At 64.5% G+C, this 14,344-nt stretch carries 15 protein-coding genes; 4 read left to right on the top strand and 11 right to left on the bottom strand.

The window, feature by feature from the left end:
- Positions 1-143: 143 nt before the first annotated feature.
- From PQR54_RS23050 to PQR54_RS23025, 6 genes are all read right to left on the bottom strand, one after another.
- Positions 144-1,184 carry a LacI family DNA-binding transcriptional regulator gene (locus PQR54_RS23050; RefSeq protein WP_408249656.1) on the bottom strand — a complete coding sequence of 347 codons (1,041 nt, stop codon included), beginning with the start codon at positions 1,182-1,184 and terminating at the stop codon, positions 144-146.
- A gap of 168 nt (positions 1,185-1,352) precedes the next feature.
- On the bottom strand, positions 1,353-2,408 hold the full coding sequence (locus tag PQR54_RS23045; RefSeq protein ID WP_408249654.1) for an ABC transporter permease: 1,056 nt from the start codon (positions 2,406-2,408) through the stop codon (positions 1,353-1,355).
- On the bottom strand, positions 2,405-4,003 hold the full coding sequence (locus tag PQR54_RS23040) for a sugar ABC transporter ATP-binding protein (protein WP_408249652.1): 1,599 nt from the start codon (positions 4,001-4,003) through the stop codon (positions 2,405-2,407). The genes PQR54_RS23045 and PQR54_RS23040 overlap by 4 nt, the downstream gene beginning before the upstream one ends.
- A gap of 300 nt (positions 4,004-4,303) precedes the next feature.
- Positions 4,304-5,266 carry a sugar ABC transporter substrate-binding protein gene (locus PQR54_RS23035; RefSeq protein ID WP_408249650.1) on the bottom strand — a complete coding sequence of 321 codons (963 nt, stop codon included), beginning with the start codon at positions 5,264-5,266 and terminating at the stop codon, positions 4,304-4,306.
- Positions 5,267-5,616: 350 nt separating this feature from the next.
- Positions 5,617-6,594: a magnesium/cobalt transporter CorA gene (corA, locus tag PQR54_RS23030; protein ID WP_408249648.1), complete on the bottom strand. Its 978-nt coding sequence runs from the start codon at positions 6,592-6,594 to the stop codon at positions 5,617-5,619.
- A 179-nt stretch (positions 6,595-6,773) separates the two neighbouring features.
- The gene (locus PQR54_RS23025) at positions 6,774-7,241 is read right to left on the bottom strand and encodes a hypothetical protein (RefSeq protein ID WP_408249646.1); all 468 of its coding nucleotides are present in this window, start codon (positions 7,239-7,241) and stop codon (positions 6,774-6,776) included.
- Positions 7,242-7,619: 378 nt separating this feature from the next.
- Here PQR54_RS23025 and cydX point away from each other — a divergent pair, with 378 nt between their 5' ends.
- On the top strand, positions 7,620-7,769 hold the full coding sequence (cydX, locus tag PQR54_RS23020; RefSeq protein ID WP_106313749.1) for a cytochrome bd-I oxidase subunit CydX: 150 nt from the start codon (positions 7,620-7,622) through the stop codon (positions 7,767-7,769).
- A complete protein-coding gene (locus tag PQR54_RS23015) occupies positions 7,766-8,383 on the top strand; it encodes a P-loop nucleotide/nucleoside kinase family protein (protein WP_408249644.1) in 618 nt (205 codons plus the stop codon). The genes cydX and PQR54_RS23015 overlap by 4 nt, the downstream gene beginning before the upstream one ends.
- A 146-nt stretch (positions 8,384-8,529) precedes the next feature.
- Here the strand turns inward: PQR54_RS23015 and PQR54_RS23010 are convergent, their stop codons facing one another.
- From PQR54_RS23010 to PQR54_RS23000, 3 genes are all read right to left on the bottom strand, one after another.
- Entirely contained in the window at positions 8,530-9,627 is a 1,098-nt protein-coding gene (locus tag PQR54_RS23010) for a saccharopine dehydrogenase family protein (RefSeq protein ID WP_408249642.1), read from the bottom strand.
- A gap of 223 nt (positions 9,628-9,850) precedes the next feature.
- The gene (locus PQR54_RS23005) at positions 9,851-10,309 is read right to left on the bottom strand and encodes an Lrp/AsnC family transcriptional regulator (protein ID WP_012433266.1); all 459 of its coding nucleotides are present in this window, start codon (positions 10,307-10,309) and stop codon (positions 9,851-9,853) included.
- Positions 10,310-10,477: 168 nt separating this feature from the next.
- The gene (locus PQR54_RS23000; protein ID WP_408249640.1) at positions 10,478-11,362 is read right to left on the bottom strand and encodes a LysR substrate-binding domain-containing protein; all 885 of its coding nucleotides are present in this window, start codon (positions 11,360-11,362) and stop codon (positions 10,478-10,480) included.
- Between the two features lie 198 nt (positions 11,363-11,560).
- Between PQR54_RS23000 and PQR54_RS22995 the strand changes: the two genes are divergently transcribed.
- Complete coding sequence (locus PQR54_RS22995) at positions 11,561-12,082, top strand: Spy/CpxP family protein refolding chaperone (protein WP_408249638.1); 522 nt, start codon at positions 11,561-11,563, stop codon at positions 12,080-12,082.
- A gap of 302 nt (positions 12,083-12,384) precedes the next feature.
- Entirely contained in the window at positions 12,385-12,822 is a 438-nt protein-coding gene (locus PQR54_RS22990; RefSeq protein ID WP_408249636.1) for a PGDYG domain-containing protein, read from the top strand.
- Between the two features lie 27 nt (positions 12,823-12,849).
- Here the strand turns inward: PQR54_RS22990 and PQR54_RS22985 are convergent, their stop codons facing one another.
- Positions 12,850-13,218: a DUF3022 domain-containing protein gene (locus tag PQR54_RS22985; RefSeq protein ID WP_408249635.1), complete on the bottom strand. Its 369-nt coding sequence runs from the start codon at positions 13,216-13,218 to the stop codon at positions 12,850-12,852.
- Between the two features lie 252 nt (positions 13,219-13,470).
- The gene (locus PQR54_RS22980; protein ID WP_408249633.1) at positions 13,471-14,289 is read right to left on the bottom strand and encodes a YhfC family intramembrane metalloprotease; all 819 of its coding nucleotides are present in this window, start codon (positions 14,287-14,289) and stop codon (positions 13,471-13,473) included.
- Positions 14,290-14,344 lie beyond the last annotated feature (55 nt).

Raw genomic sequence — 14,344 nt, 5'->3', positions numbered from 1 at the left:
AGAACGCAAACAGGACCGCCGAGGTGTTCAGCGGCCCGCTGCGGGTGAAAATCGAAGGCGACGTGTTAGCCGAATGAATCGCCCGCGCGAGCACCGCTCCGCTACCCGCAAATGCGCGTTCGAAATCCGCGCATCGTATCCGGTCAGGCGGCCAGATCGCGCTTGGCCGAGCCAGCCCAGGCGGCGGTGGATTCACGCACGATCAACCGCGGCGACACCACGCGCCGGCGGCCCGGCGCGCGCGGCGTGCCCGACGAGGTCCCGGCAATCCGTTCGATCAGCGTCTGCGCGGCCATATCGCCGAGCGCGCGCACCGACTGCCCGACGGTCGAGAGCGCCGGATAGGTGAAACGCCCCAGTTCGATATCGTCGAAACCGATGATCGAGCAATCGCGCGGCACGCTGATATTGCGTTCCGCGGCGGCGCGCAGCGCGCCGATGCCCATCATGTCGTTGCCGGCAAAAATCGCCGTTGGCCTGACCGTGTCGAACAGTTGCGCGGCCGCACGGTGGCCGCCGGTGCCCGAAAAATCGCTTTCCACGATCGCGTCGGGCGGAATCTCGATGCCGCGCTCTGTCATCGCGCGGATAAAGCCGTGCACGCGCATCGCGCTGACCGCCGTCTGAACCGGCCCGGTGATGCAGCCGATCCTTACATGCCCCAGTTCGAGCAGATGCCGGGTGGCCAGATAGCCGCCCTTCTCGTGGTCGATCTGCACCAGATCCGCGTTCAGCCCTTCGATGTTGCGATCCAGAATAACCAGCGGCTCGTGCGAATTGGCGAGCGTCTGCGCGAGCACGGCGTCGTCGCCGGCGGACGCGACGATCAGACCGTCGATGCGCTTTTCCTGCAGCACGCGCAGATAGTTACGCTGCTTGGCCGGATCGTCGTCGGAATTGCAGAAGAACACGCAGTAGCCGTTGCGCGAACAACCGTCCTCGATGCCGCGCGCCAATTCCGCGAAATACGGGTTGGTGGCGTTCGGCACGACCAGCCCGATGGTCGCCGTGGCCCGAGCCTTCAGCGAGCGGGCCACCGCCGACGGAACATAGTGGAGCTGACGGATCGCGTGCTCGACCTTCGCGCGCACGTCCGCCGACACCGGCCGGGAGTTGTTCACCACGTGCGATACCGTCGTGAACGACACGCCTGCCGCAGCCGCTACATCCTTGATCGTCGCCATAACCTGTTGCTCTCCCGCCTGTTTTACCCGCCGGCCGCGCCACCTGGCGACCCACCGGACGTCCTCATCGAAGACCGACCCAACCCAAGAATTCTTACGCTTTACCGCTTATGAGTCTGCGACTGCCTCGCTTGCGTTACTCTGCCGGCTTGCGGTGACCTTCATCGGTCAGGCCCGCTTGCGGCGGCTGCGATACGTATCCAGCACCACCGCCACCACGATCACCGCGCCGGTGATCATCCGCTTGGTCGGCTCGTTCGCGCCGATCTGCGCGAGGCCGGCCGCCAGCACGGAAATGATCAACACGCCGAAAAAAGTGCTGATCACCGAACCGCGCCCGCCCATCAGGCTGGTGCCGCCGATCACCACGGCCGCGATCACCTGCAGTTCCACGCCCTGGCCCGCGTTCGGGTCGGCCGCTTCCAGACGCGAAATCTGGAACAGCGCGGCCAGCCCCGAGAGCGCGCCCATCAGCGCGAACACGATCACCTTGTACGGCCGCGGATTGACGCCCGCGAGCCGCACCGCTTCCTCGTTGGTGCCGATGCCGACCAGATAGCGGCCGAACACCGTGCGCGTGAGCACCAGTTGCGCGATCACCATCACCGCCACCGCGATCAGGAACGCCGGCGAGATGCCGAGCGCGATCGGGTTGGACAGGAAGTCGAACGCGTCGCCGATATAGGCGGTGCGCGAATTCGTCATCTGATACGCCATGCCGCGCGCCGCTTCCAGCACGCCGAGCGAGACGATGAACGACGGAATCCGCCAGCCCACCGTCACCGCGCCGGTGATGGTGCCGGTCAGCGCGGCCGCGGCGACGCCGAGCAGCGCCGACGGCAACGCGCCCCAGCCCCACTTCAACGCCGCCACGCTCACCACCGACGCACCCAGCGCCAGCACCGATCCCACCGACAGATCGATCCCGGCGATGATCAGCACGAAGGTCATCCCCACCGACATCACCACCAGATCCGGAATCTGGTTGGCGATCGTGCTGAATGTGTCGTAGGTCAGAAAGTGCGAACTCAGCAGCGAGAACAGCACGATCATCCCGAGCAACGCGCCGGCGAGCCCGAGGTAATTCGAAAAGCCCAAGCGCGTGCCGGCCGGTTTGCCGCTCGCGAGCGGCGCCGATGGATCGGCCGGCGGGGTCACGGTGCCCGTGCCGCTCGCCGTACCCGGCTTGTCGCCCGATGCTTTCCGCAACGGTTGCTCGCTCATGACACACTCCCTGCTTTGCTGGTGTCCGGGACATCGTGCAGCAACGCTTCGCGGCTGCGGTAGCCGGCAAAAGCCGCGGCCAGCAACGCATCCTGCGACCAGTTATCGCGCTCGAATACACCGGTCATGCTGCCCGCGGACATCACGCCGATCCGGTCGCAGATCAGCATGAGCTCACGCAGGTCGCTCGACACCACGACGAGCGCGCGCCCTTCACGGGCCAGCGCACCCATCAGGCCATAAATATCGAACTTCGCGCCGACGTCGATGCCGCGCGTAGGTTCGTCGAATAACAGCACGCGGCAGTCGCGCGCCAGCCAGCGGCCGATCACGACCTTCTGCTGGTTGCCGCCCGACAGCTCGCCGACAATCTGCCCCGGCCCGGAAGTGCGAATCCGCATCGCCGCGATCTGCGTCTGCGCCAGCGCGTTCTCGCGCTTCGCATCCACGATGCCGTGCCGCGCCACGCTGCCGATATTGCCGAGCGACACGTTAGCCGCGATCGGCTGCGGCAGCAGTAAGCCTTCGCCTTTACGGTCCTCGGTGATCAGCGCGATGCCCGCGCGCACCGCGTCCGAGGGCGACGCGATCTGCACCGGCGTGGGTGGCGCGCCCGGCGTTGCCGCCAGCGAAACGGTGCCGCTATCCTTCGGATCCGCGCCGTAAATCAGCCGCATCAACTCCGTGCGGCCCGCGCCGATCAGCCCGCTGATGCCGAAAATCTCGCCCGCGCGCACTTCGAACGACACCTCGCGGACCACCTTGCCGCGCGCGAGCCGGTCCACTTTCAACAACGGCGCGCCGATGTTGCGCACGCCCAGATCGATCCGCTCACCGAGCTCCCGGCCGACCATCCATGTGACGATTTCGTCGCTGGTCAGGTTCGCCATCGCGTCGACATGCACCAGCCTGCCGTCGCGCAGCACCGCGATCTGCTCGGCCACCCGCGCGAGTTCTTCGAGCCGGTGCGAGATGTAGATCAGCGCCACGCCGCGCGCCTTCAGCCGGTCGATCTGTTCGAACAGCAGATCGACTTCGCGCGCGGTCAGCATTGCGGTCGGTTCGTCGAGGATCAGCACGCGGCAGTCGTCGATCAGATTGCGCGCGATTTCCACCATCTGCTGATGGCCGATGCCGAGCTCGCCGACCAGCGTGTCCGGATCGATCGCGTCGAGGCCGACCTGCGCCATCGCCTGACGCGCGTCTTCGCGCAGCTTGCGCCGGTCGATCCAGCCGAAGCTGAACGCGCCGGCCCGCGGCAAGCGGTTCAAAAACAGGTTTTCGGCCACCGACAAGGTCGGCAGCAGATTCAGCTCCTGCATCACCATGCGCACGCCGAGCGCCTCGGCCTGAGTGCGGCTCGCCGGCGCGTACGGCACGCCGCCGAGCTGCATCGTGCCGGCGGTCGGATCGACCAGCCCGCCGATGATTTTGGACAGCGTACTCTTGCCCGCGCCGTTCTCGCCCGTCAGCGCCAATACCTCGCCGGCGCGCAGCGACAGCGAAATGTCGGCGAGCACAGGTTCGGCGTAGGTCTTGCCGATGCCGCTGACAGACAGGACGGCAGGCACGGCGTCGTGATCGGTTGAATCCATCGCAATCCTGGTTCCGGGGCGGCAGCCGCGGCCTCATGCGATTCGCTCGTATGAAGTTGCGGCCCTTGCGCCCCGTGTCATGCCGGCCCAATGCGCGGAATGCGCAGGCGCTAACAGCCACGCACCCTCCCGTCGCGCGGCACCGTCATGACGCTTACCTCTGGAATTAACGGCGGCGCGGCAGGTTTCTTGAGCGTTTGTTGAATAGACGCGGGTTTGCGAGCGCAGGTCGAGCATGAAGCATGAAACGGCGCCGCAAATCCGCGTACCCGACTTACCCCGGCACTGACCGGGCGATGCTTACTTCGTGACCAGATCGCACGGCGTTTCCACCACGCCGGAGAGTTCCGCCTGCTTCTTGTGGCCGCTGAGCGCCTTCAGTGCGGTGTCGATACCGAACACGGCCTGCTTGGCGGCGTACTGATCCGCGGTGGCAAGCACGCGGCCGTCCTTGAGCATCGGCTTGATCGCATTGATGTTGTCGTAGCCGACCACCAGCACCTTGCCTTGCTTGCCCGCCGCGCGCACGGCCGAGACCGCGCCGATCGCCATGTTGTCGTTGCCGGCGAGGAGTGCCTTCAGATTCGGATACTCGTTGAGCATGGCCGACGCCACCGCGTTGCCCTTGTCGATTTCCCATTCGCCCGATTGCACCGAGACGACCTTGGCGCCGACCGTCTGCATCGCGTCCTTGAAGCCCGCGGTGCGCTGCTGCGCGTTGGTGGTGGTCGACACGCCTTCGATGATGCCGACCTCGTCGCCCGACTTCAGCTTCTTCGCCAGGTAGTCGCCGACTTTCTGCGCGCCCTTGCGGTTATCCGGGCCGACGAACGGCACGTTCAGGTCTTTCGACTTGAGCACGTCCGGGTCGAGCCGGTTGTCGATGTTCACGACGATGATGCCGGCGTCCACCGCTTTCTTGACGACCGGCACCAGCGCCTTCGAGTCGGCCGGCGCCAGCACGATAGCGTCGACCTTCGAGACGATCATCTGCTCGACGATGCGGATCTGGTTCGCGGTATCGGTCTCGTCCTTGATGCCGTTGGTGATTAGGTCGAACTGCGACGGATTGTGCTTCTGATAGTCCTTCGCGCCGGTCTCCATCGTGAGGAAGAACTCGTTGGCGAGCGACTTCATCACCAGCGCGACCTTCGGCTTATGCGCGGGCGCGCTCTGCGCGTACGCGGAAGAAAACGGCAAGGCGGCGGTAGCGGTAGCGAGGACGGCGGCCGTCAGGATGCGGCGGCGAATGCGTTGGCTCATGCATATCTCCAGGGTCTGTCAGGCTCGCGACGGAGCCTTATTTTTAATTAGTGCGCAAACGTTTGCGAGGCCCATTCTCAGCGCAGTCTATTCTGATTGTCAACGATGCGCGGTGTTGCAGTGCATCGGCACGCAGTCTGCGCGACGATGCTGTGCGTCCGGTCGAATCGAAGCGGCGCGCTGTTTTGGCGCGCCGGCAGGTGGCGTCTGGCAAGGCTCCTCGCTTGGTCCGTGCGTGGCGGATTGACCGCCGGCCGCAAGATCGCAGGCCGACGGGCCGCCTATGCTGGACTTTTATTGCGCGCGGTGCACGCACGAAGCGGCGCCGACGAACGCCACCCCGCCCGCCATCAGAGCCAGCCGGCCTTGCGGAAGCGCCAGTACAGCACGAGGTCGACGCTCAGCATGACCAGAAGACAGATCGGATAGCCGTACTTGTAGTGGAGCTCGGGGATGCTCTGGAAATTCATCCCGTAGATGCCGGCGATCATGGTCGGCACCGCGAACAGCGCCGCGAACGAACCGAGCCGTTTGGTCACCTCGCTCTCGGCCAGCGAAATCATGCCGAGATTGACCTGCACGGCGGTGACGACCATTTCGCGCCGCCCGTCGATGATCCTCACGATCCGCTCGAGGTGGTCGTAGACATCGCGGAAGTACGCCTGCATGCCTTCGCAGATGCTCGGAATGCGGCCGCCCGTCAGTTTGCTGATAGCTTCCTGCAGCGGTGCGATATGGTGCTGCAGGATCACGAGGCGCCGCTTCAGCGAGTACAGATCCTGAATGATCGCGCGCGACGCCGCCGAATTGTTGCGGTCGAAAATGCGGTCTTCGAGCGCTTCGATCTCGCTGTTCATCGCCTCGATGATCGGGAAATAGCGATCGACGATGTCGTCGGCGAGCGCATACAGCACGAACGCCGAGCCTTCCTTGAGCAGTTGCGGCTCGCGCTCGCAGCGGGCACGCACGTTCTGAAAGCCGGTGCGGGTGCCGCGCCGCACCGACAGCACGTAATTGGCGCCGACGAACACGTCGACTTCGCCGATCAGCAGTTCGCCCTCTTCGTCCATTTCCACCGTGTGCATCACGGCGAACAGCGACTCGCCGTACTCCTCGATCTTGGGACGCTGGTGGCCGTTCTGCGCATCTTCGATCGCGAGTTCGTGCAGGCCGAACTCGTGCTTCATCACGGCCAGCTCGCCCGGGCCCGGGTCCTTCAGCGCCACCCAGACGAAACACTCGGGCCGCGCCACGTAGTCGCTGATGCTATCGATGTCGATGTCTGCCAGCTTCCGGCCGTCCTGATAGGCGGCGCAATTGATCAGCATGTTGGATTACCTTGAAAACGGAACAGACCGGCCGAACGCTTACGATACGTAAGCCTGGCGACGGCTCTGCATGAACGAATTTGCGTTAGCCGCCATGTTAAGGGCTATGCGCGAAGGCCATGTATCGAATTGTTAAGCCTCGCGACCGACGATTCGCCACGCCGGAAGGCAGAGCATTTCTATTGCGCGACCCTGCGCAGCGCGATGCGGTGATCGTCGCCGAACGTGACCGACGCGCGGTTCGTGTAGCGCGTATCGGCCGTGACCGTGAAGCGCATTTCGACGACCGGATCGAACTGCGTCGACACGCCGATGCGATGCACGCCAGGGCTCAGATAGAAGACCACGTGCTCGCCGTTCATCAGATCGGTGACCTGCTCGCCGTCGATATACACGAGGGCGTCGCGAAACCGGACGATCACGTCGCGGGAACGCTCACGGCGCACGTCCACGGCGACGAGCCCCGTGCCCGGTTCCGTGTAGCCGGGCTGGACGATGCGCTCGGCCGGCACCGGCTTGAACGGAACCGGCTCGGCGGGTGTCGAGGCGCAGCCGGCGAGCACGCCGAGACTCAGCGCGGCGAGCGCGCCCAGCTTCGCCAATGCGATGCGCGCGGTCTGGCGGTGGTGGTCCGGACGCGTCGGCATGCTGGTCTCCCGTGTTGTTGGTTATGGTCCTGCTTGTGGGCGTCTTCTTTATGATCGGGATGCAGAACGATACCTGGCCATCCTGATTGCTGCTGCCCGTTGCTGCTGCCCGACCTTTGCCATGCATCATAGCAACGCCCGCCCGTTCTGCCAGCCTGGCCGAACGGCCGACCCCACGACCTCTTGCACGGCGCCGAGTTCTTCTTCATGATCGCTGCAAAGGGCGGTTCCGTGGGCTATCGTATGTGAGGTCCGCGTTGCGGATTTACCCTCGGTTTCAGCGCATACCTTCGCCCACAGGCATCTGGCTATCGCTCTAACGATAATGCGCAACGCTTCAGGTCAGGCCTCGTCCGACATACGATCAAGGAGACTGCAATGTGGTATTTCACGTGGATACTCGGCATCGGCGTGGCGTTGGGCTTCGGCATCATCAACGTGATGTGGCTGGAGGCCGGCGACAAGTTCACGCGTGACCCGCAACGCGCCGGCGCCGTACCCGCCACGCCCGAGGACGCGCCTTCGTGACTCATCTGGTTTTCTTCTGCGGTCACGCGGGCACCGGCAAGACCACGCTCGCGAAGAAACTGCACGGCCCGCTGATGAAAGCGAGCGCCACGCCCGCCTGCGTGCTCGATAAAGACACGCTCTACGGCGGCTACAGCGCGGCCGCCATGGCCATGCTGACCGGCGATCCGAACGACCGCGACAGCCCACTGTTCCTCGAGCATCTGCGCGATCCCGAATATCGCGGCCTGCTCGATACCGCCCGCGACAATCTCGAACTCGGCATCAGCGCGATCGTCGTCGGGCCGCTCTCGCGCGAAGTGCGCGAGCGGCGTTTGTTCGATCGCGCGTGGCTCGGAGTCGGTGCGGACGTGGCGTTGCGGGTCGTGTGGGTCTTTACGTCGGAAGAGACCGCGCGTCAGCGGATCCTGGAGCGCGCCAATCCGAACGACGCCTACAAACTCGCGCACTGGGACGAATATCGGCAGCGCCGTTTCGAGCCGAGCGGCGATATCCGCGACGACCTGTTGATGTTCGACAATACCGCGCCTACCTCATCGGATTATGAAGCCCTGCTCGCGCGCATCGTCGGCGAGCCGCGGGCGGCGACGCTCATGCCGCCTATGCCTGTGTAGGGTGGCGTCGCGTCGGCGTCGATAGAAACGAAAACGCCCCGAATAACGGGGCGTTTCCTCGGCTCTCTGCGAAGCCGTCTTTGCTGCTCGCGGCAGACATTTCATGCGTGTCGCCGCGTTGTCGCACGGCCCTCGGTGCCGATCCTTCAGACAGTCGCCATCGTCTCCAGCGCCCGCCCTTCGTACAACTGGCCGAAGCGGTTCGCGAGGAAGTCGCGCAGCGACACCTGCTCCTGGCGCACGAAGCCCTTTTGCGGCAGCTTCTGTTCGCGGAACAGATCGAGCACCGCGCACATCGCGCCGGCCGTGGTGATCTGGATCGCGCTCATCGGCACGCCGCACACCGTCTTCGCGAAGATCTTGCGGGTGAAGACTTCCTGCACCAGTTGACCGTCGCGCATGCCGCTCACCGTGATGAAGACCAGCACCACGTCTTGCGCCGTGGAGGGCACCGAACGGCGCATGATGGTCTTGAGCGTGTCGCGGTCGCTGGCAAGACGCAGGTCTTCGAGCAGGAATTGCATCAGGTTGCGGTGGCCCGGATAGCGCACCGACTTGTAGTCGAGCGACTCGACCCGCCCCGACAGCGTCTCGCACAATGTGCCGAGGCCGCCGGAGGTGTTGAAGGCTTCGTATTCGGTGCCGTCGAGCGAGAAATGTTCGAGGCCTTCGAGCGGCTGCACCCACTGCGTGCGGCTGTCGCGAATCGCTTCGCACGGCTGGCAGTACTCGTTGATCAGACCGTCGACGCTCCACGTCAGGTTGTACTTCAGCGCGTTGGTCGGGAATTCCGGCAGCGCGCCCACGCGCATCTTGACGTCGCGGATTTCCGTGAAGCGGTTCGCCAGTTCGTGCGCGGCGATGCCGATGAAGCCCGGCGCGAGACCGCACTGCGGCATGAAAGCGTGATCGGCGTCGTCGGCGATCGCGCGGATCGCATGCGTGGCGCGCACGTCTTCCGTCAGATCGAAGTAATGCACGCCCGCGCCCTTGGCCGCCGAGGCCACGTTCACCGCGAGGTAATACGGCAGCGCGTTGATGAGCGCGTCGAAGCCTTGCACGGCGGCGCGCAGCGCGGCGGCATCGGCGGAATCCACGCGGTGGGTCGGAATGCCCTGGGCGGCGAGTTTGTCGAGCGCGTGCTGGTCGCGGTCGAATGCGACGACGTCGTAGTCGCCGGTTTCGCGCAACATGTGGGCGATGGTGTGACCGATCAAACCTGCGCCAACGATGGCTACTTTCATGCGCTTCTCCTGATTATTGTGTGCTGTCTCCAGCTTTGGGAAGTGCGCTGCGCGCGTGGCGCGGCGCCCGGCGGGCTGTACCCTTCAGCAACAGTTTAGGGAGAAGCAAAAACAGTTCATACGCGCAAAATGCTGCGGTATGACCATGAGGTTCGACGTTATGACAAACTAATCAGCCAATGTGTCGTAAAAGTATAAAAATGGCGTAAACGTCAGCCGGCCCTCACACCATCCCGCGATCGATCTTGCGCGCCAGAATGATCGAAGTCGTGGTCCGCTCCACGCCTTCCAGTTCGCCGATCTGATCGAGCAGATCGTTCAGGCGATCAGGCGAATCGGCGCGCAGCCACGCAACGTAATCGAACTCGCCGCTCACCGCGCACAGCAGTTGCACCTCGGGCATCTTGCCGAGGCGTTTCTGCACGGCAGGCCCATGTTTCGGCGCGATGATGATGCCGACATAAGCCACGATGCTCGAGTCGAGCACGTCCTGGCCGAGCCGCACGCTGTACCCGGCGATCACGTTGCTGCGTTCGAGCCGCGCGATGCGCGCGATCACCGTGGTGCGCGCCACGCCGAGCTGGCGGGCGAGGTTGGCGACGCTCTCGCGAGCGTTCGCCTGCAGCAGCGCAACGAGGTTGCGGTCGAGGTCGTCGAGTTGGTCGAGGCGCGGAGGTCTCATCGAGGGAAAAGGAAGTGGCTCAGGTGAGGCGGATTATCGCGCGTCTTCATCGGCGAATGGGAAAGTCACCGGGTCGATCGCCATGAACGCGCCGAGTGAAATCGCACGAGATGTCGCGAACCGGCAGGCGTTCCTCGTGTGACGCCGCATCGCATCCGCCGCCAAGGCTCACACACCGAACCGTTCGACTACGAAATCGATAAAGCTGGTGAGCTTGGGCGTGGCGCGGCGATCGCGCGGATACAGCAGATGGACCGGCGCGCCATCAGGCAAATAATCTTCCAGCACCGACACCAGTTCGCCGCTGGCAATTTCTCTCGCCAGCAGCGCCTCCGGCTGCAACACCAGCCCGAAGCCATGCAACGCGGCCACCTTGAGCGCCTGACCGTTGTTCGCGCGAAACCGTCCGGCGCGCAACTGGCATTCATCCGCGTTGTCGCCGCCCAGACGCCACAAACCTTCGCGGCCCCAATGCAGAAACCCGAGGCATTCGTGATGCATCAGATCTTCCGGCGTGCGCGGTGTGCCAGCGCGCGCCAGATACGCGGGCGACGCGCACGCGCGCATCCGGTAAGGCTTCAACGGCCGCGCCACGAAACTCGAATCCGGCAAGCGGCCAATGCGCACCGACGCGTCGAAGCCCTCTTCTACCAGGTCGATGATGCGGTTCGACAGATCGAGTTCGAGCGTGATGTCCGGCCATGCGGTGAGGAACTCGGTCATCGCCGGGGAGAAGACTTCCACGCCGTAAGTGAGCGGCACCGTCACCTTGAGCACGCCGCGCGGCGCGGCGGCCATCGCCTCGGCGAGCGACTCGGCTTCTCTCACGTCGGCCAGAATGCGCCGGCATTGCTCGTAATACTGCCGGCCGATCTCTGTCAGACTTTGCCGACGTGTGGTGCGCGTCAACAGCCGCGTGGCGAGCCGCGTTTCGAGCGAACGAATATGCTTGCCCACCATCGCCGACGAAATGTCGAAGCGCTCGGCGGCCGCCGTCAGGCTGCCCGCCTCGACCACGGCAACGAAGATTTCCATGCTGACGAATTTGTCCACCCGCTATTTCCTGATCGTTTCGGTTGTAAGCGTTTGTCGCACAAGAGCCGCATTGTAGGGATATCGTGATACTAATAGCGGCGACGGCAAAGTGGGCAGCCGGCCGCCGTGCATCGTCATGACTCGCGCATGACCACTGCACGACGGGCCGCTCGCTCGCAAGCCTTGTCCTAATTCGAATAGACATCAGGAGTTTCGATGAAAAAAACACTGGTAATGCTGGCCACCGCAGTCGCCATGAGCGGCGCGTTCGCACAAACTTCCGCGCCGGCGTCGGCACCGGTGAGCGCCGCTTCCGCACCCGCCGGCAAGGCCGGCCATGAGCGCAACGTCGAAGACCGCATCGCCTACCTGCATTCGCAACTGAAGATCACCTCGGCGCAGGAATCGCAGTGGAACGCATTCGCCGACGTGATGCGCGGCAACGGCCAGACAATGGGCCAACTGTTCCAGCAACGCCGGGCCGCCACCAACGTGACTGCGCTCGACGACATGAAGCAATACGCAACGATCGCGCAAGCGCATGCGGACGGCATGAAGAAGCTCGTCGATGCGTTCGATCCGCTGTACAACAGCTTCTCGCCGGAACAGAAAAAGCTGGCTGACGTGACCTTCCATCAGCCGGGTGGTGTGGAAGGCCATGGTCATCATGGCAGGGGCAAGGGTAAAGGCGGCAAGGCCGCGCCTGCGCCGGCAAGCGACGCCACGGTGAAGCCGTAAGTGTAAGAAACCGCTTGCGCGCAGTGTCGGTTGTTCACGCTGCGCGCGGCGGATATTATTTATTTGCCGTGCGCCGTAGAGGTTCTGCCCTCACGCTTGCCGCACGTCGAACTTTCCTGCAGTCCACACGCCGCTTCGGCTATTGCGCCCTGGGCAATTCCGCGCGACAAGCAAACGATCCGCGCCGCCATCCATCGCAAAAGAAACCGGTCGTCAGATGCATCTGGCATGATGCGAGTCGTGCGCGGCCCGAAGACTTCAAGTCCGGCGCCGCCGTCAAACTCTCCACACCTGCTCGCTTCATGACCGAACTGAAAAATCTCGACCTGAGTCAAGACGCCGACGCCTGCCGCGTCGTCAAAGACGAAACGGTCAGCGTTGAATTCGCCACCGCCGAAGGCGAACTGATGAGCCTCGAAGGCCCCAACCGCTATGTGCGCGGTGACGCGTTGATCACGGGCTCGACGGGCGAGCGCTGGGTCGTCTCGCGCGCACGCTTCGACGCCAAATACGTTCCCGCCGACGCCGCCGTCTCCCATGGCGAAGCCGGCGCGTACCGCAACCGCCCCGCCGTCGTGCTGGCCAAACAGATGCACGAAGCGTTCACGCTCGCGCGCTCGGCAAACGGCGGCGACGTGTTGCGCGGCGTCGCCGGCGACTGGGTCATGCAATACGCGCCGGGCGACTACGGCGTGGTGCAGGCAGCCCGCTTCGCGAAGGTCTACCGGCTCGCCGACTGAGCTGATCGAGCCGGTTGCGCATGGGCTTTAAGCGAACTCGTCGCCGAGATCCACGGTGACATCGCGCGGCACCGCTTCGCCGTTCGCATACTGTTCTTCGAGCGAGCCGATGCTCGCTTCGACATACGCGCGCAGCACCGCGAAACTGCGGCCGCGCAGCCGCGCCGGCAACGCGCGATAACGCGCCAACGCGGCCGGTGCGATCACCACGGTCATCACGATACGGCGCGCGGTCGAGCCGAAACGCATCGCCACCCAGTGAATCGCCAGCGTCGGCGTGCCGTCTTCCGCGGCGCGCTGGATGAACTGCGTCTGCTCGGGAAACAGATCGCTGATGACGCGCGCCAGTTCCTCGAACTCGGGATTGGCGCAGTCGTATTGGTAAGCTTCTTCCATTGAAGTGTGCCGAAAGGGTGGCCTCGAAAAAAGGCCGATTGTAGAGAACGGGTGACAGCTCAGGACGGGGCGCGTTTCATGCGCGCCATCGAGCGGCCGTCATGCGGCTAAGCGTAGCTATTGCGTGGTCGTCACGCGGTCTTCGAGCGCGCACAGCGCGGCAATCAAGCGGCCGCTATGCGCCTATCGCGTGGTCGTCACGCAGTCTTCACGCCGTCGTCGTGCGTACACAAAGCGGACATTGAACGGCCATCAAGCGGCCACGACAGGACGCCGGTACGCCCGAAACAACAACCCCGCGACGATCACCGCTCCCACCGCATACACGGCGTCCACCGCCGCAAGCGGCACGAGCTGCGCCTGAAACAACGCGGCGGGCACATCCACCAGCGCATGCAGCCCGATCGCGAGCGGCAGAATGCCGAGCCAGCCGGCCCGCAAGCCACGCCACATCAACACCGACAAGCCGATCTGGAACACCAGCGCGGCCACCCGTTCGAGCGCGAAAATGCCGGCCGTCTGCGGCGTCAGGCTGGCGAGAATCAGGTGGATGCGCATCAAAGAATCGGTCGGCAGATTGCTCAGATAGCCGTCCAGTTGGCCGCGGTTTTCGAAGACCGCGAACAGGATCCATTGAATCTGCACCAGCACGCCGACGAGCCACGCTTCCGCGCCGCCGTGGCCGAGGCCGTAGGTCAGCGCGGTGCCGTCGTTCGCGCCCGCCGCGAGCGACGTGGAGCCGGCCTTCGCCGCCGCGCGCCTGAGCAGCAGCCGCATGCCGATGAACCGCCCCACTTCCTCGCAAATACCCGCGGCCAGCGCGCCGTACACCACGAAGGCGAGCGGATTCGACAGGAAGTTCGCGGTCGCTTCGTTCCGATGCAGCACGTAGTCGTTCAGCGCGCGCTCGATCACCATGGCGAACAGCGCGAACACGGCGATGCCGGTGATGGCGTCACGCGGCTTGAGCGCGAGCGGCCGGCGCAGACGGCGGTAAATCAGGAAGGGTAAAGCGGCGACGAGCAGCGTCGCGAGGGCGAGGCTCGAGAGGGTAAGCGGTTCAACAACCATGAGTTTCCTTGCGATGTCCGGCGCGCACCCGCTGCGCGCCGCAGCCCGAATGATC

Origin of the sequence: Paraburkholderia phytofirmans (assembly GCF_046028095.1) — a bacterium.
GTDB lineage: Bacteria > Pseudomonadota > Gammaproteobacteria > Burkholderiales > Burkholderiaceae > Paraburkholderia > Paraburkholderia phytofirmans_A.
Note: the sequence above shows the minus strand (reverse complement) of the source record. Positions and strands in the feature narration are given on the sequence as shown.